Source organism: Streptomyces sp. NPDC031132, assembly GCF_055570595.1.
The window spans coordinates 26727-43410 of the sequence record NZ_JBVIGX010000007.1 but is presented as its reverse complement, the minus strand read 5'-3'; the positions used below and the strand labels follow the sequence as shown (position 1 = coordinate 43410).

Annotated in this window: 16 protein-coding genes and 2 pseudogenes; 7 read left to right on the top strand and 11 right to left on the bottom strand. The window is 70.8% G+C overall.

Features of this window, described 5'->3' with window-relative positions; all coding sequences use genetic code 11:
* Positions 1-40 precede the first annotated feature (40 nt).
* Positions 41-676 carry a VOC family protein gene (locus tag ACZ49B_RS12580; protein WP_406375847.1) on the top strand — a complete coding sequence of 212 codons (636 nt, stop codon included), beginning with the start codon at positions 41-43 and terminating at the stop codon, positions 674-676.
* On the opposite strand, the gene ACZ49B_RS12575 is transcribed toward ACZ49B_RS12580, so the two are convergent.
* Together ACZ49B_RS12575 and ACZ49B_RS12570 are read right to left on the bottom strand one after the other, a co-directional pair.
* On the bottom strand, positions 666-812 hold the full coding sequence (locus tag ACZ49B_RS12575) for a GNAT family N-acetyltransferase (RefSeq protein ID WP_468304085.1): 147 nt from the start codon (positions 810-812) through the stop codon (positions 666-668). The two genes, ACZ49B_RS12580 and ACZ49B_RS12575, sit on opposite strands and share 11 nt — an antisense overlap.
* 55 nt (positions 813-867) lie before the next feature.
* Positions 868-2007 carry a PucR-like N-terminal domain-containing protein gene (locus tag ACZ49B_RS12570; protein WP_468304083.1) on the bottom strand — a complete coding sequence of 380 codons (1140 nt, stop codon included), beginning with the start codon at positions 2005-2007 and terminating at the stop codon, positions 868-870.
* 86 nt (positions 2008-2093) lie between these two features.
* Here ACZ49B_RS12570 and ACZ49B_RS12565 point away from each other — a divergent pair, with 86 nt between their 5' ends.
* The 6 genes and pseudogenes from ACZ49B_RS12565 (at position 2094) to ACZ49B_RS12540 (ending at position 5977) form a co-directional block, all read left to right on the top strand.
* Positions 2094-3149 (top strand): ferredoxin reductase, encoded by a 1056-nt coding sequence (locus ACZ49B_RS12565; protein ID WP_468304080.1) that lies wholly within the window; start codon positions 2094-2096, stop codon positions 3147-3149.
* 7 nt (positions 3150-3156) lie between these two features.
* A complete protein-coding gene (locus tag ACZ49B_RS12560) occupies positions 3157-4275 on the top strand; it encodes a fatty acid desaturase family protein (RefSeq protein WP_468304077.1) in 1119 nt (372 codons plus the stop codon).
* Positions 4276-4333: 58 nt separating this feature from the next.
* Positions 4334-4498, top strand: coding sequence for a DUF6207 family protein (locus ACZ49B_RS12555; RefSeq protein ID WP_468304837.1), 165 nt, complete (start codon positions 4334-4336; stop codon positions 4496-4498).
* 42 nt (positions 4499-4540) lie between these two features.
* Positions 4541-4984: pseudogene (locus tag ACZ49B_RS12550) on the top strand (aldo/keto reductase); the annotation flags it as partial.
* Positions 4985-5137: 153 nt separating this feature from the next.
* Positions 5138-5458 (top strand): annotated as a pseudogene (locus ACZ49B_RS12545) (transposase family protein); the annotation flags it as partial.
* Positions 5435-5977: a phosphate-starvation-inducible PsiE family protein gene (locus tag ACZ49B_RS12540; protein WP_468304834.1), complete on the top strand. Its 543-nt coding sequence runs from the start codon at positions 5435-5437 to the stop codon at positions 5975-5977. The pseudogene ACZ49B_RS12545 and the gene ACZ49B_RS12540, both read left to right, overlap by 24 nt.
* Here the strand turns inward: ACZ49B_RS12540 and ACZ49B_RS12535 are convergent.
* From ACZ49B_RS12535 to ACZ49B_RS12495, 9 genes are all read right to left on the bottom strand, one after another.
* Positions 5951-8125: an FUSC family protein gene (locus ACZ49B_RS12535; RefSeq protein WP_468304074.1), complete on the bottom strand. Its 2175-nt coding sequence runs from the start codon at positions 8123-8125 to the stop codon at positions 5951-5953. The genes ACZ49B_RS12540 and ACZ49B_RS12535 overlap by 27 nt on opposite strands.
* A gap of 157 nt (positions 8126-8282) precedes the next feature.
* The gene (locus ACZ49B_RS12530) at positions 8283-9416 is read right to left on the bottom strand and encodes a hypothetical protein (protein WP_468304071.1); all 1134 of its coding nucleotides are present in this window, start codon (positions 9414-9416) and stop codon (positions 8283-8285) included.
* A 131-nt stretch (positions 9417-9547) separates the two neighbouring features.
* On the bottom strand, positions 9548-11299 hold the full coding sequence (locus ACZ49B_RS12525) for an FAD-dependent oxidoreductase (RefSeq protein ID WP_468304068.1): 1752 nt from the start codon (positions 11297-11299) through the stop codon (positions 9548-9550).
* A complete protein-coding gene (locus ACZ49B_RS12520; protein ID WP_189733877.1) occupies positions 11299-11562 on the bottom strand; it encodes a UBP-type zinc finger domain-containing protein in 264 nt (87 codons plus the stop codon). The genes ACZ49B_RS12525 and ACZ49B_RS12520 overlap by 1 nt, the downstream gene beginning before the upstream one ends.
* Before the next feature lie 64 nt (positions 11563-11626).
* A complete protein-coding gene (trxA, locus tag ACZ49B_RS12515; RefSeq protein WP_468304064.1) occupies positions 11627-12085 on the bottom strand; it encodes a thioredoxin in 459 nt (152 codons plus the stop codon).
* A complete protein-coding gene (clpB, locus tag ACZ49B_RS12510; protein WP_468304061.1) occupies positions 12082-14721 on the bottom strand; it encodes an ATP-dependent chaperone ClpB in 2640 nt (879 codons plus the stop codon). Before clpB ends, trxA begins: the two co-directional genes overlap by 4 nt.
* Positions 14712-15119, bottom strand: coding sequence for a chaperone modulator CbpM (locus ACZ49B_RS12505; protein WP_468304058.1), 408 nt, complete (start codon positions 15117-15119; stop codon positions 14712-14714). The genes clpB and ACZ49B_RS12505 overlap by 10 nt, the downstream gene beginning before the upstream one ends.
* Positions 15119-16066, bottom strand: coding sequence for a DnaJ C-terminal domain-containing protein (locus tag ACZ49B_RS12500; RefSeq protein ID WP_468304056.1), 948 nt, complete (start codon positions 16064-16066; stop codon positions 15119-15121). The genes ACZ49B_RS12505 and ACZ49B_RS12500 overlap by 1 nt, the downstream gene beginning before the upstream one ends.
* 6 nt (positions 16067-16072) lie before the next feature.
* Entirely contained in the window at positions 16073-16681 is a 609-nt protein-coding gene (locus ACZ49B_RS12495) for a nucleotide exchange factor GrpE (protein WP_468304054.1), read from the bottom strand.
* Positions 16682-16684: the final 3 nt, after the last annotated feature.

The window sequence follows — 16684 nt, the reverse complement described above, 5'->3', positions numbered from 1 at the left end:
GCGTCGGGATTTGTACGGGTTGTCGGGTGATGATGGCGTAGTGCGACTTGATCACGTGTCCTATGCGGTGGCCCGCGACAGCTTCGTCTCGACCGTCCAGTGGATCGGATCGGCCCTCGGCGCCGGGTTCGTCGACGGGGGCGTGCACCCGCGATTCGGCACCCGCAATTTCATTCTCCCGCTGAGTGGCGGCACCTACGTCGAGGTCGTCACCACACTCGACCACCCCGCCGCCGACCGCGCACCTTTCGGCCGGGCGGTCGCGCGCCGCGCCGCCGAGGGCGGCGGCTGGCTCGGTTGGGTGGTCTCCGTCGACGACATCGCCCCGGTCGAGGCCCGCCTCGGCCGCACCTCGGCCGAGGGCCACCGTGTCCGCCCCGACGGGTTCGACCTGAGGTGGAAGCAGATCGGCCTGCTGGAACTGCTGGAGGATCCGCAGCTTCCCTATTTCCTTCAGTGGCTGGTCCCCATAGAGGAGCGCCCGAGCGCCGACCCGCGCACCTCCACCACCATCCACGGGGTCTCCATCGCCGGCGACGCCGCCTCCATCGCCGAATTCCTCGGCGAACCGGCCGACCACCCCCTCGACCAGATCGACGTCACCTGGGTCGAGGATGAGGAACCGGGCCTGGTCTCGGTCGAGTTCGCCACCGCCCACGGCCCGGTCACGATCTGAAGCCGAGTTTCTCGGCGACGGCACGCGAGCCGGTGTTCCCGGCCATGGCCCACCACTCGATGCGGTGCACGTCGAGGGTGGCCCAGCCCCGGTCGCACAGGGCCCGAGCGGACCGTATTCTCAGCGTCGATTGCATACACAGGCCATACTGGATCGCTCGCGGACGGGGTCGTGGACGGTCGAAGTACGCGTCAGTCGGCCCGAAGACCGACTGCGAGCGTCAGTTCAAGGACCCGGTGTGGCGATGCGAGATCCGGAAACAGCTCCCGCAGCTGCGACATCCGGTACCGGACGGTCTGGGGATGGACGAACAACGCCGCCGCCGCCTCGTCCCGCCTGCCCTGGTGCAGCAGCCACGCCCGCAACGTCTCCTCCAGCCGCCGTGCGGTCGCGACGGGCAAGGTCCGCAACGGTGCGAGGGCTCGGGCACGCAGGTCTGCGAACGCGTCCACGTCGGCGCTCAGCACCAGCTCGGGCAGGTGGTCCTCGGTGTCGCGGATATCGGAGGAGAGGGAGCGCGCGCGTGCGGCTCGTGCGTACGAGGCGGACGCACGAGTCCATGGCCGGGCCGGGCCGACCACGGCGGTGCGGTCGGTGAGCTGCCGCAAGAGATGTGATCGGTCGGCATCGGGGACGAGCAGCACACCGGTGGCGTCCGGCAGATCGTCGAGGACGAGGGTGCTCGGGTCGAGCACGCGGTAGGCGGGCCGGGCCTGTGCTGCGGGCAGCAGGACCGCGGTCAGCGAAACCGGAGGCTGCCACCCCGCCCGTTGAACAGAGGCCAGCAGCACGTCCGGGCTCTCGCCGGCGAGGAGGTCGCGGGCCAGGTGTTCCAGGTGGCGCTCGCGGTCCCGGCCCCGGGCGGCCAGTTCGTCGGCGTGGCCTGCGGCGCTCGCGGCGGAGAGCTCGTCGATGTAGGCGAAGGTCAGCTCGGCGAACTTGGCGACCTCGGCGGCGGGCAGACCTGCGGGTACGGCACCCGCTGCCAGGCATCGCCAGGCCACGCGGGCGCCGACGCGGTAGGCACTCAGCAGGGCGTCCATCGAACGGCCGTCGCGCACCTCGCCGCGGCCCAGCTCGTAGGCTGCGTCACCGGCGTCGCCGCCTGTGGCGTTCCCGCTCGCGCGGTCCAGGTAGTGCCCCAGGGCGGTGCGGACAGCTCGGCGGATGGTGGCGCCCATGCGACCCGAAAGGGCGTTGGCGTAGGGAGGGACCTCGTCGATGATCGCCTGGACGACCTCGTCGGCGGTGGTTCTCAGCGTGGCCCGAAGTGCGGTGACCGTCGTCTCATCCAGAGCCAGTTCGGTGACTCTCCGTAGTGGATCGCTCATGGTTTATTCCCTGTGAACAATTCAGCCGACCAGATTTACGTCCTGCGGTCAGGACTTTACGCCTTGAGGCACATCAAGCTGGAGTCATGACGAGTGCAGCCCTCCGCAGTAGGGCGTGGAAACTGCTGGAGATGGTCACGACGCCGCTGCTGCCGTCTGACTACCTCGACCTGGTCAGCCCGCTGCGTGCCGGCGCCGACCTGCGGGGGCGCATCGAGGCCGTGCACCCCGAGACAGGCGACGCCGCGACCATCGTGATCAGGCCGGGACGGGGCTGGCGCGGCCACACGGCCGGTCAGTACGTGCGGATCGGGGTCGACGTCGACGGGGTGCGCCTGTGGCGTGCCTACTCGGTCACCTCACCGACGGACCGCCGGGACGGCCGCATCGCGATCACCGTGAAGGCGATCCCGGACGGCAAGGTCAGCAACCACCTGGTCCGCAGGGCGAAACCGGGCACCCTGATCCAGCTCGACCAGGCAACCGGTGACTTCGTGCTGCCGGAGGCCAGGCCCGCCAAGGTGCTCTACCTGACGGCCGGCAGCGGCATCACGCCGGTGATGGGCATGCTGCGCGACACCGAGTTCGACGACGTCGTCATGGTCCACTCCGCACCGAAGCCGCACGACGTGATCTTCCGCAACGACCTGCACGACCTGGTCGCGGACGGGAAGCTGCGGCTCACCGAGGTGCACACCGACACGGACGGCATGCTCGACATCGCCCGTCTCGACGAACTCGTGCCCGACTGGGCCGAGCGCGAGACCTGGGCCTGCGGGCCCGCGGGCCTGCTCGACGCCGCCGAAGAGCTCTGGAGCGAACACGGCGTCCAAGAGCGCTTGCACACCGAACGCTTCCGCCCCAGCATCGTCGTCGCCGGTGACGGTGGCGAGGTCACGTTCAGCGCCACCGGCAAGACCGTCGACGCGGACGGCGCCACGCCGTTGTTGGACGTCGGCGAGGAGGCCGGCGTGCTCATGCCGTCCGGGTGCCGCATGGGCATCTGCTTCGGCTGCGTCACGCCGCTCAAGGCGGGCGCCGTCCGCGACCTGCGCACCGGCGAGATCACCGAGGCCGAGCCGGGCGTCCTCATCCAGACCTGTGTGTCCGCCGCGGCGGGCCCCTGCGACATCGAACGGTAGGAGCACCTTGACCGCCATCGACCCCACCGCCCACCTGACCGCGGAGCAGATCGAGGAGCTCGGCCGCGAGCTGGACGCGATCCGCGACGGGGTGATCGCCGGCCGCGGAGAGAAGGACGCCGCCTACATCCGTAAGGTCATCTCGGCGCAGCGCAAGCTCGAGCTGGTCAGCAGGGGCGTGCTGCTGTTCTCGATCTTCCCGCCCGCGTGGCTGATCGGCACCGCCGGGCTGTCCGTGGCGAAGATCATGGACAACATGGAGATCGGCCACAACATCCTGCACGGCCAGTGGGACTGGATGCGGGACCCGAAGATCCACTCCACCACTTGGGAGTGGGATCACGTCTCGCCGTCCGAGCAGTGGAAGCACTCGCACAACGAGCTGCACCACACGTACACCAACGTGATCGGCAAGGACAACGACCTCGGCTACGGCATCATGCGCGTCGACGAGGACCAGAAGTGGCACCCGTTCCACCTCGGCCAGCCGCTGTGGAACTTCCTCAACGCCTGTTTCTTCGAGTACGGCATCGCGGCGTACGACCTGGAGCTCGGCAGGAACCTGCACAAGAGCCGCCGCAAGAGCCCGGAGTTCCGCGCGCGGGCCAAGGCCGTGGGCCGCAAGATCCGCAAGCAGGTGCTCAAGGACTACGTGATCCACCCGCTGCTGTCGGGTCCGTCGTTCCTCCCCACGCTCGCCGCCACGTTCACCGCGAACCTGGTCCGCAACATCTGGTCCCACTCGGTGATCATGTGCGGGCACTTCCCCGAGGGCGTGCAGGTCTTCCAGCGCCGGTCGATCCAGGGCGAGACGCGCGGCCAGTGGTACCTGCGCCAGATGATGGGCTCGGCGAACATCAGCGGCAGCAGGGCCATGCACTTCATGACCGGCAACCTGTCGCACCAGATCGAGCACCACCTGTTCCCCGACCTGCCGAGCAACCGGTACGCCGAGGTCGCGGTGAAGGTGCGCGCACTGTTCGAAAAGTACGAGCTGGAGTACGTCACCGGGCCGCTGCCCAAGCAGGTGTTCTCCGCGTGGCGCAAGGTCTTCCGGCTTTCGCTGCCGAACAAGAAGCCCAAGGTCAAGATGCCGGACCGCGAGCAGGAGCTCGTCGCGGCCTGATTCCCGGTATTGGTTCAGATCTTTCGGCCGTACCGGCGCCGCCGCCGGGTTCGGTGAGATCCGTTGGGGCGGGCGGTGGGCGGCCGCGACATCAGACCGTACGACACGGGATCCGGGGCAGCCCGGTGTCCGGCTGCGCTGCCTGGACGTGCGCCGGGGGGCTCAGCACACAGCCCGCGGCGAGGTGTTGCAGTGCGCTGACCTGCCGTGGTCGGGCCGGTAGTCGGGTGCGTACGCGCACGCGGTTTGCCGACGGGCGGGCTGGGTGGAAGGCACGGCCTGTGACGTGGACACTGCCGGAACCTCTCCCTGCACCGGCGTGGCCCCGCCGTGCCGATCGAGGACACGATCGGCGCCACGGCCGAACTGGTCACCGAGGGCAAGGCGCCACATCGGCCTGTCCGAGGTCAGCGCCGCAGCCCGGCGCCACGCCTGTGCCACGGCCCCGGTCTCCGCGCTGCAGAGCGAGTACTCGCCGTGGACCCGCGGCCTGGAGCGGGAGATCCTCCCCACCACCCGCGCACTCGGTGTCGCACGCGTGGCGTACTCGCCCCTCGGCTGTGGCCTCCTCACCGGCGCCCTGACATCCCCCGACTCCCTGGCCGCCGACGACATCCGCCGCGACCAGCCCCGCTTCGGCGCGGAGAACCTCCCGGCCAACCTCCGCCTCGTCTCCCGCGTACGCGAACGCGCCGCCGACCTCGGCCGCACCCCCGCCCAGCTCGCCCTCGCGTGGCTGCCGGCCCAGCCCGGCACCGTCGTCCCCTGCCCGGCATGCGCCGCCGCACCCACCTCGACGAGAACGCCGGCGCGCTCGCCCTGGAACTCACCCCCGGCCAACTGCGCGCGATCGGTGAGGCAGCGGCCGAAGGGCGGGCACCCGCGCACCCGCCCGGACCACCTCAGCGGCGATCGTGCCTACAGCTCTCGGCGCAACCGCCGCTACCTGCGGCGCCGACAGACCAAGCACACCATCCCTGAGCCGAGGAATCAGCAGGCCAATCGCTTGCACCGTGGAAGCCGAGGCGGCCGGCCCACCAGCTTCGAGAATGACCGATACGTTGGCAGGAACGAAGTGGAGCGGCTGATCGGAAAGTTGAAGACCAACCGGCCGGTTGCCACGAGGTTCGACAAGCGGGCCCATGTCTTCTACGGCACTGTGACCGTTGCGGCCATACGCCTCCCGAAGACCGAGGGCGGGGGCCGGGTACAGGGCCTCCTGCAACTCCTCGAGGACGGCATCCACCTCATTGTCGCGGCGCTCCTCGTACTGCTCGCGGGGATCCTGACCGTCGGGGTCGTCCACGACGTCGTCAGGTCGATCCAGGGGCCGTACGAGGAGGAGGCGGTCGTTCTGTCCGCCCTGGACAACAGCCTTGTGTTGTTCATCGTGGCCGAGCTGCTCCACACCGTCCGCTTGACCATCAGGAACCAGACCCTCGACGCGGAGCCGTTCCTCGTCGTCGGCCTGGTTGCCGGCATCCGCAAGGTGCTCATCGTGACGGCCGAGGCGGAGAAGTCCTTCCGGTGGAATGTCGAGGGGATCGAACTGCTCGTCCTGGCAGGTCTGATCCTCGTGATGGCGACAGCGGCGTACGTGTGGCGTCGCTCGACGCGGCCGGGAGACTACTTCCCGCTCCAGGAGGCGCGGCGCGCTCCTCCGTCGCCGGAGCCGTCACCCACCCCGGTGGGCGGGTCCTGATCCGTCACCTTCCGCCGCCGCGGCCGCCCGTACCCGTTGCTCCTCGCGGGCGGAGCCGACGTCCCGTTCCAGGGGTGTACGGCTCACGGCCGTCGCGAGGTCCTCCAAGGCCCGCTTCTGCATTTCCGCCCCGCGCCGCACCACCGGGCTCCCGTCCCCGCCGGCGGCGCCCTCCCACGCGTGGAGCGCCTCCTCCACGCGCGCCCAGTCCGGATTCCTGTGCTCGCGCACGTCGACCGCCGCCTGCGCGGTGTCCGCCTCCAGGGCCTCGGCGAACCGTTGCGCCTCGGGGACGGGACGGCTGTCGTCCCGCGGGACGTGGCTCTCCATGAGCATCGCCGCCCGGTCGAACCCCTTGAGCGCCTCCTGCGCCTCCTCCGCCTCGCGCGACGTCAGGCCCCTGGGGCGGACCGGTTCCTGCCTTGCCCGGTCGTACGCCTCCTGCCAGGCGGCATGTGCCTCCCTGCTCGCCAGCAGTGCCCTGCGCAGGTCGCCGTGATGTTCGCGGGTCGGTTCGGCGTAGCTGCGGAGCACCGCGGCCGCGTAACGGCCCTCGGCGGCGAGCCAGTCCGCAAGCCGGCCCGGCAGCCGGGGTGTCTCCCATGCGGGGAACACCACGTACGCCAGCATCGCGAGGGCCCCGCCGAGCAGGGTGAGCACCACCCGCTCCGGGACCGTCTGCTCCCACGCCTGGCCGCCCATGCCGAGCAGGAAGACGACGTATGCGGCAGTGAAGCACTGGGAGTAGGCGTAGCCGGTACGGTTCAGCATGAACGACAGGCCCGCCGAGACCACCGCCAGCAGGCCGAACACCTGGGCGTCCGGGCCCAGGGCCCGCACCATCCCGGTGGCGAGCGCGACCCCCGCCAGGGTCCCGGCGAGACGGGCCACCGCCCGCGCGTACGTCTGGTGGAAGTCCGGCCGCAACACCATCACCGAGGTGATGGGCACCCAGTAGCCGTGGCCCACCGGTAGCCGGGCGGCGATCAGGTAGCCGAGCGTGGCCACCGCCGCCAGGCGGACGGCGTGCCGGAACACGGGCGAGTCCCGGCGGAGCTCACGTCGGACCGCCCGGACCACGACCGGGACCAGCCGGAACATGGTCGGGCGCACCAGGACCTGGGCGTCCGCCGGGACGGGCGGCGCGGGCGTCCTCCCGGGCGTGCCGCACCGGGCGATCTCCAAGGCCTCGCCGAGCAGTTCAACGAGCCGCTCGGCGGCCTGCCGCGCGGGGCCCTCCAGCACCTCGTGCTCCTCGTCGACGCACAGGGCGTCCGTGCTTCCGGGCGACACCTCGGCGGGAGTGCCGCGGCGGATCGAACGGGCGGCCGCATCCAGGACCTCGGCGGCCGCGTCGAGCAACTCCCTTGCCCGGTCCCGCCCGGGTCCCTCCGGCGGGGCGCCGACGTCCGGGTCGGCGAGTGCGGCGACGACCGGCCGAATGCGCTCGGCGAGTCCCCGGGGGCCGTGCAGGACGGAGGGACGGGTGCGGGCCTGCGACGGCGTCACGGCGGCCGCGTCCCGGGCCGTCATCAACGGTTCCGGGTCGAACGGGGCGGTCGGGTCGTGCCGCAGCCGGCGGGCGTAGTCCGCCACGGCGGCCAGGGCATCGGCGAGCGCGTCACGATGCGCCGCCCAACGGCGGATCGGGAACAGCAGGATCAGCAGGGCCTGCGCCACGCCCCCGAGCGCGATGATCCCGGCGTGCTCCAGAGCCCGCCCGACGCTCGTGGGCAGGGTGACGGTCACCAGCATGCTGCCGACCGTCGTCGCCGCGACGATCCCGGCGGTCGATCCGACGGCCCACGCCATCCCTGCGGCAAAGGCCCATACGGCCAGCAGTGGGAGGAACGTCGCGAGTCGCCCCGCGGCCAGATACCCCAGGAAGGTGCCGAGTGCCAGACCTACGCCCGCGCCGAGCGCGATGACTTTGCGGGGACGCCAGGTGCGCTGGAACGTGGCTGCGCCCGCGGAGTAGGCGCCGAGGGCGGCTGACGCGGCGTACGCCGGGGAGGCCAGCCACAGCGCCGGCCCGATGACGAGCGCCACCCCCACGGCTGTGCGCAGCGCGAGCAGGGGCTCAAGTCGCGCCTCCTCGATCGTGAGCCCGGATCGCACGACTTCCCGGAGGGCCCGCAGCCACGTCACGGGCAGGAGCCTAGCCCGACCCCGCTACCAGGTTGTGCCGGCCACGCCGCCGAGAACGTTGAGGGTGAGGCGGGGGTCCTCGTGGCCTTCGGGGGCGCCGATCGACCGGCGATGTCGTCGGGCCCGGGCGATCACCAACCAGCGACGCATCTCCGACTCAGGTCACCAGCTGGTCACCGTGGTCGCCTTGGAGCATGTGGCGACGTTCCTTTTCGCGCGTGGAATAGGCGGCTGCGCGGATCGCCTCGTCGCTCTCCAAGCCTGATCCCAGCGCGCCGGCCACCGTGGCGACCGAAGCGACGAACCAGGACAACGTCAAGTACTCCGTGGCGTGCAGCGGGGTTCCTGTCATGGAAGCGAACACCCGGTCGTTGAGGATGAACAGCGCCCACACCAAGTTGATGACCATCAAACCCACGTAGCAGACGAGCGCCCCGATACCGACGGTGAGGACCGTCGAGGTGTTGTAGAGCCGCGCCCTCTGCCTCGCCTCCGGCGAGCCCTCTGTCGATCGATGCCACAGCTCCCCGTCCACGATCAGCCAGCCGATCATGAGCCCGACGGACCCGACCATGGCGATCACGAGGCGTGGCGCGCTGAGGGCCCCAGAGAGGCTCCAGGTGGTGGAGTCCAGGGTGGCGATGGCCCCCGTGGCGAGGGCGGCCGCCAGGGCTTTCGACAAGCCCGATACCAACCGCCAGGGCCGGTTGGCGCGGACCATACCGACGAGCACCCGCAGGTAGCCGCGCGGCCCGCTGACGACGTATCGAAGATCGGCAGTCTCCTCGTCACCGACCTGGCCCTGATGGACAGGCGCGAGCCGACCGGCAAAAGGACCCAGAAGCGGCTGACTCGGCGGAAGCCCCTCAGCCCCGGTGGCCTGCGGATCCACCAAGCCGAGCACGGCTTCTTCCACCGCCCGCCGAGCCCTCGTCTGCAGCCGCAAGCCCCCCAGGGAAGGAAGGGACAGCAGCGCCAAGCCGTGTTCGTGGCTCAGATCGACTACGATCTTGCGCCCGTGTGAGTGCAGCGGAAGGTCGGTGAGGGCCACCACGATGTCCCAGTTCTCCGCACTTCCGCGGTCCATGATCCGGCGCATCAAAGTAGGCGGGTCCTCGGACCCTGAGGTGAATGGCTCACTGACCACCTTGACGTCGAACCGACGCCCCTGGCCCGCCTTTTCGGCGAGCCGATCAGGAAGTATCCGGGCGATGCGCTGAGCGATGTCCGTGGGCGCGTCCGGATCCGCCAGGAGAGCTACGACCGTAACGCCCCGCGACGACACCCGCACGACCGGACCATCCTCCTCGGCTGCCCTCCGCGATTGCAGGGGTTCACAGGATGCCCCGGGGTGAAGGCGAAGCCGTGGTGACACGCTGTTCTTACGGGTTGGGCCACCTGTGGGGTCCGACAGGGACAAGGTCAGCGCGAGGGCACGGACCTGCCCGCTACCGGCCGACGTCCTTCGGAGTCGGCGGTGACCAGGTTTCCCCTCCTTTCCCGGTGCTCGTGCACGAGGCGGATCGCCATGGCGCCTTCACCGGTCGCCGAGGCCACCCGTTTCACCGAGCCGCTCCTGACGTCGCCGGCGGCGAAGACCCCGGGCAGGGTGGTCTCCAGCAGCATCGGATCGCGGCCCAGTGAGGCCCACCGGTTCGTATCGGCCACCGCCCCGGCGTCGGCGCCGGTGAGGACGAAGCCCCTCTCGTTCAGGGCCAGCACGCCCCCCAGCCATTCCGTGCGCGGCCGGGCGCCGATGAACACGAACAGCGCCGCGGCCTGCAGCTCACGGCGCTCATGGCTTGCGTTGTCCTCCACCGTCAGCGACTCCAGCTTCTCCTTGCCGGCGACGCCCCGTACTTCGGTGTGGAGCAGCACCTCGATCTTGGGGTGCTGCTCCACCTGGTCCACCAGGTAGCGCGACATGTCCGCGTTGAGGTCGCTGCCCCGGACGAGGAGGTGGACCTCGGACGCGTGCTGGGCGAGGAACAGCGCCGCTTGTCCGGCGGAGTTCCCGCCGCCGACCACGGCGACCGGGTCGGCGCGGCAGAGGCCGGCCTCGTGGACCGTCGCCGCGTAGTAGACGCTGATGCCTTCCAGGCGGTCGATGCCGGGCACTTCGAGCCTGCGGTACCGCACGCCCGAGGCGAGCACCACGGCGCCGGCCCGAGCCCGGGAGCCGTCTGTGAACGTGACGATGTACTCATCGTCCTGCGGGGTGAGCGCGCTGACCTCCGCCGGCACCATCAGGCGGGCGCCGAACTTGTGGGCCTGGAGCACCGCGCGTTCGATGAGTTCGCCCCCGGAGATGCCGGACGGGAAGCCGAGGTAGTTCTCGATGCGGGACGAGGTCGCGGCCTGGCCTCCGGTGGCCACGGCGTCGACGGTGACCGTGGTGAGGCCGTCGGAGGCGCCGTACACGGCGGCGGCGAGTCCCGCGGGGCCCGCACCGACCACCATGACGTCGCACCGTTCGTTCTCGGGCGAGGGGGCGGGCAGACCGATGAGCCGGGCGAGTTCGGCGTTGCTCGGATTGCGCAGGAGCCGCTCCCCCTGCCAGAGGACCACCGGCGTCTCCTCGGGACGGATGGAGAACCGGCGCAGCAGCGCCTCGGCCTCCTTGTCCCTCTCCAGGTCCACCCACCGGTGGGGCAGCCGGTTGCGGGCCGCGAACTCGCGCAGCCGCAGGGTGTCCCGCGAGTAGCACGACCCCAGGATCCGGAATCCGGCGCCGAGGCCGATGAGCAGGTACCTGCGGCCCAGATACGCGCGGAGGATCAGGTCGCCGAGGACGGGATCGCTGCCGACCAGGGCGCGTTGCCGTTCCACCGGTACGGCCAGGATCTCGCCGGCCTCGCGCACCACGGCGGTGTTGAACGCCGCCTGGCCTTCCAGCAGTCCGAGTTCGCCCAGGAACCTGCCGGGTCCGTGGACCGCCACCGTCCGCTCGTCGGGGCCGCCCTGGTCGTGGAGGATTTCGACGGTCCCACTGAGGATCGCGAGGAACTCCCGGAACGGCTCGCCCTCGCGGTACAGCACCTCGCCCTCGGCGGTCCTGCGGCGCTCACCGTGCGCGGTCAGGTCCTCGAGCTGCTCCGGCGTGAGGCGGGGGAACGCCCCGTACCGGTCAGGTGTCTCGCGGACCGCACCCTTCTCGTGCTCGGCCGTGCTCATCAGACCAGGGCCTCGTGAACGTAGCACCAGCGCCAGTCCTCTCCCGGCTCGAAGGACTGCACGACGGGGTGACCGACGCTCCCCGCATGCCGTCTGGCGTGCTTGAGGGGGGAGGAGTCGCAGCAGCCGACGTGCCCACAGGTGAGACAGAGGCGCAGGTGCAGCCACGGCGAATGCTCCCTGAGGCACTCCTCGCAGCCCTCCGGGGTACGCGGCGTCACTGGGCGCACCATCGCCAGGTGCGGGTCGACAATCGTGGCCATGAGGGTTCCTTCCGTAAATGGGCCTGATCGGCCGCGGGCGACGATCTTCCTCAGCGCCGACGTCTCACCCTCCCGCAGTGGTCTGCCGGCCCGCCATCGCCTGCTCGACCCACGAGCGCAAGACGTGCGCGGGTGCCGCGCCGGCCTGTCGGGCGACCGTCTCGCCCCGGTCCAGGACCAGCAGGGTCGGCACCGCCTGCACCTCGAACCGCCGACTGAGCCGTGGGTTCTGGTCGACGTCGACCTTGACGAGCTTGATCTGTCCGGCGAGGTCCCGGGCGACCTGTTCGAGGGCTGGGCTGACCATGCGGCAGGGACCGCACCAGGTGGCCCAGAGGTCGACGACGACGGGCACCGTTGCGTTGTCAGCGACCTCGATGAAGTCGTCTTCGCCCGCGTCGACGACCCAGGGCAGGGCCTGCTTGCAGTGACCGCACTTGGGCCGTCCCTCGGCAGCCACGGGAATCCGGTTGGCGCGCCCGCAGTTCGGGCAGGTCACCGTCGTCGTCCGGGTGGTGTTCACGCCGCCCTCGCTTCCCGGTCACCCTCCTGCTGGTCGTAGGTGACCACCAGCTCTCCGTGCTCGGCGTCGACGCGCACCGTCGCACCGTCCTGGACGTCGCCGCGCAGCAGGGCCCGCCCGACCAGCGTCTCGACCTCGTGGGAGATGTAGCGCCGCAGCGGCCGGGCCCCGTACACCGGGTCGTAGCCCTGGTGGGCGATCATCTCCCGCGCAACGTCGGACAGTTCGACGGTGATGCGGCGCTCGGCGAGCCTCCGCCGCAGCTCGTCGAACTGCAACTCCACGATCCGCTCGATCTGCCGCTCACCGAGCGGCTTGAACAGCACGATGTCGTCGACGCGGTTGAGGAACTCCGGGCGAAAGTGCCCACGCAAATCGCCCATCACCAGGGCGCGGGCGTCGGGCTTGATCTCACCCTCGGCGGTGGCGCCGTCGAGCAGGTGCTCGGAGCCGATGTTGGACGTCATGATGATCACGGTGTTGCGGAAGTCGACGGTACGGCCCTGAGCGTCGGTGATGCGACCGTCGTCGAGGATCTGCAGCAACGTGTTGAAGACATCGGTGTGCGCCTTCTCGATCTCGTCGAACAGGACGACCGAGTACGGCTTGCGGCGCACGGCCTCGGTGAGCTGGCCGCCCTCCTCGTAGCCGACGTATCCGGGCGGTGCGCCCATGAGCCGGCTGACGGTGTGCCGCTCCTGGTACTCGCTCATGTCGAGGCGGACCATGTTCTCCTCGGAGTCGAACAGGGTCCGGGCGAGGGTCTTGGCCAGCTCGGTCTTCCCGACGCCGGTGGGGCCGAGGAAGATGAACGAGCCGATGGGGCGACGAGGGTCGCGGATGCCGGAGCGGGCACGGATGATGGCGTCGGTGACGAGCTTGACGGCCTCGTCCTGACCGATGACGCGCTCGCGCAGGATCTCGTCGAGGCGCAGCAGCTTCTCGCGTTCGCCCTCCTGGAGGCGGGCGACGGGGACGCCGGTCCAGGCGGCGACGATCTCGGCGATCTCCTCCTCGGTGACGACCTCGCGCAGCAGCCGGTTCCGCCCTTGTTTGGCGGCCAGTTGCTCCTCCTCCGCGGCGAGTCGGCGCTCCAGGTCGCGGACGCGGCCGTAGCGCAGTTCGGCGGCGCGGTTGAGGTCGTAGGCGCGTTCGGCCTCCTCGGCCTCGTGGCGGACCTGTTCCAGTTCCTGGCGCAGTTCCTGCACGCGGCGGATCGCCTGCCGTTCGGCCTCCCACTGAGCGTGCTTGGAGTCGGCCTCGGCGCGCAGGTCGGCCAGTTCCCTGCGGAGCTCCTCCAGGCGTGTTTTGCTGGCGGGGTCGGTCTCCTTGGACAGGGCGGCATCCTCGATCTCCAGCCGCGTGACGCGGCGCGTGATCTCGTCGAGTTCGGCGGGCATCGAGTCGATCTCGGTACGCAGCCTGGCGCACGCCTCGTCGACGAGGTCGATGGCCTTGTCGGGCAGGAACCGATCGGTGATGTAACGGTGACTGAGGGTGGCCGCGGAGACCAGCGCGGTGTCCTGGATCTTCACGCCGTGGAAGACCTCGAGGCGTTCGCGCAGTCCGCGCAGGATGGAGATGGTGTCCTCCACGCTGGGCTCCTCGACCAGGACCTGCTGGAAGCGGCGTTCGAGGGCGGCGTCCTTTTCAATGTGCTTGCGGTACTCGTCGAGGGTGGTGGCGCCGACCATGTGGAGTTCGCCTCGGGCCAGCATCGGCTTGAGCATGTTGCCCGCGTCCATGGCTCCTTCGGCGGCGCCTGCGCCGACGACGGTGTGGAGTTCGTCGACGAAGAGCAGGATCCGCCCTTCGGCGGCCTTCACCTCGGACAGTACGGCCTTCAGACGTTCCTCGAACTCGCCGCGGTACTTGGCGCCGGCGACCAAGGAGCCCATGTCCAGGGCGAACACCGTCCTGTCGCGCAGGCCCTCAGGAACATCGCCGCGGACGATGCGCTGGGCCAGGCCCTCGACGATGGCGGTCTTGCCGACGCCGGGGTCGCCGATGAGTACGGGGTTGTTCTTGGTCTTGCGGCTGAGGATCTGGGTGACGCGGCGGATCTCCGCGTCACGGCCGATGACCGGGTCCAGCCGCCCGGACCGAGCCTCGACGACGAGGTCGCGGCCGTACTTCTCCAGGGCCTCGTAGGCCACTTCGGGGTTGGCGGAAGTGACGCGCTGGTTGCCGCGGACCTGGGTGAGCGCGCTCAGGAACGAGTCCCGGGTAATGCCGGCCTGTTTGAGCAGTCGCCCGGCGGCGGTCGAAGAGCTCTCCTCGGCCAGGGCGAGCAGGAGGTGTTCCACGGACACGTACTCGTCCTTGAGGCGTTTGGCCTCTCGCTCGGCGGCGTCGAGCAGCTGGGCGAGGCGCTGGGTGACGAAGACCTGGCCGGGTGCCGCGCCGGGGCCGGTGACCTTCGGGCGACGGGAGAGTTCCTCGCGCACGGCCTCGCGCAGTCCCTTCGGCTCCTTGCCGGCCTGCTCCAGCAACCGCGGGATCAGACCGTCCTCCTGATCGAGGAGTGCGAGCAGCAGGTGTTCCCCGTCGACCTCGGTGTGCCCCATACGGCCGGCCGCGGTCTGGGCCTCCTGGAGTGCTTCCTGGGACTTCTGGGTGAGACGGTTCATGTCCATGGGGGTGTTTCACTCCTCGTGCCGCGGCCGCGCAGGGCGGCTTCGAGCAGGCTGATGCGGTCGAGCAGGTCGAGCACCAGGCCGATTGATGCGTAGTTGAGGCAGAGTCCGGTGCGCAGCCGCTGGATGCGGGCGAGTACCGCCGGGGCCGCGGGGTCGAACACCAGGTGCCCCGCGGCGTCGCGTTCGGCGTCGATCAGGCCGAGGGCGACGAACCGACGGATCAGATCGGGGTGGAGGCCCGAGCGACGGGCCACCGCGTCGAGGGAGAGCCTGGGGGCGGGCACGAGCGCGTACCGGACGGCCGTCGACGCGGTGAGGTCGGCGCCCGTTCGTACCGGACGGTTGCCCATGCCGGCCCGGCCGGGGCCTGACGCTCCCGCGGGTGGTTCGTTCATCACGCCCTCCTGGGGTCGTACGAGGAGGCGGCGGCGAGCTCCGCGAACAGTTCGCGCTCCCGGTCGCCGAGGGTGGGTGGCACCACGATGCGGAGTTCGGCGTACAGGTCTCCGTCCGCGCCGCGCGGGTTCGGCATGCCCTCGCCGCGCAGCCGCAGCCGCCGGCCGCTGGACGAGCCGGCGGGCACCGTGACCTTGGCCGTGCCGCCGCCGGGGGTGGGCACCGGTACGGTCGCACCCAGGGCCGCCTCCCAGGGGGCCACCGGTACCTGGACGTGCACGTCGCGGCCGTCCAGCCGGAACCGGGGGTGGGGCTGGATGCGCACGCGCAGGTACAGGTCGCCCGCGGCGGCGTCACCACTGCCCCGGCCGCCCTCACCCGCCAGCCGGATGCGCTGCCCGTCGGTGACGCCCGGCGGCACGTCGACCTCGTACCGCCGCGGCTGGCCGGTGGGGCCGGCGAGCGTGACGGTGCGGCGGCCGCCTCGGTACGCCTCCTCGACGGTGAGCGCCAGTTCGGCCTCCTGGTCCGCTCCGGGGACGCTCCCTCGGGCGGCGCCGGCTCCGAACATGGATCCGAGCAGGTCCTCGATGTCGATGCCCTCCGCTCCGAGGTCGTCGCCGAAGCCGGTGTAGCGGACACGAGGACCGCCGCCGCCTGCGGTCGTGCGACCGCGGAAGCCGCCGCCCGCTCCGGCCGCGGCCCGTTCGTCGAAGTCCTCGGGGATCTTGCGGAAGTCCTCGCCGAAGCGGTCGTAGCGGGCTCGGGTCTTGGGATCGGACAGGACGCTGTACGCCTCGTTGAGGTCCTTGAAGCGTTCTTCCGCCCCGGGGTCCTTGTTGACGTCGGGATGGTGCCTGCGGGCGAGTTTGCGATATGCCTGCTGGATCTCGTCCTGGCTCGCGGACCTCGACACCCCGAGCGCCTCGTAGTAGTCCCGCGCCATGACCGGTCACTCCCGCTTGGCGACGGTTACGGCGGCGGGCCTGAGCTGCCGCTCGCCGTCCCCGTAGCCGGGGCGCAGTACCTCGACCACCGTGCCCGGTGCGGCGTCCGGGTCCTGGACGACGCCGACCACCTCGTGCCGGGCCGGGTCGAAGGGGACGCCGGTCTCCGCGTGCCGCGGGTAGCCGAGCAGTTCGAGGACGTTCACCGCTTGGTCGCGTACGGCCAGGATGCCCTCCACGATCGCCCCCGGATCGGCGCCCGCGTGGGTCAGGGCCAGTTCGAGGTTGTCGAGGACGGGCAGGAAGGCGGCCGCCGTGCGAGCCCGCTCCACCGTCCGTTCGCGCTCCAGTTCCCTGGCGTGACGCTTGCGAAGGTTGTCGAGGTCGGCGAGTGCGCGCCGCCAACGGTCCTCCAGTTCCCGGATCGCGGTCGTGTACTCGTCCTCGGCAGGTGCGGGGCCGGCGGCATCGGGTCCCGGTTCGCCGTCCGCCGCTTCGGGCCGGGGCGGGCCCGGTTGGGGCAGATCCCCGCGAGGCGGGGGTCCGGCGCCTTCCGGGACCGGTTCGACCGGATCCGGCGCGGCCCGGTCGGGTTCCTGGGGGTAGGTGGGCATGGC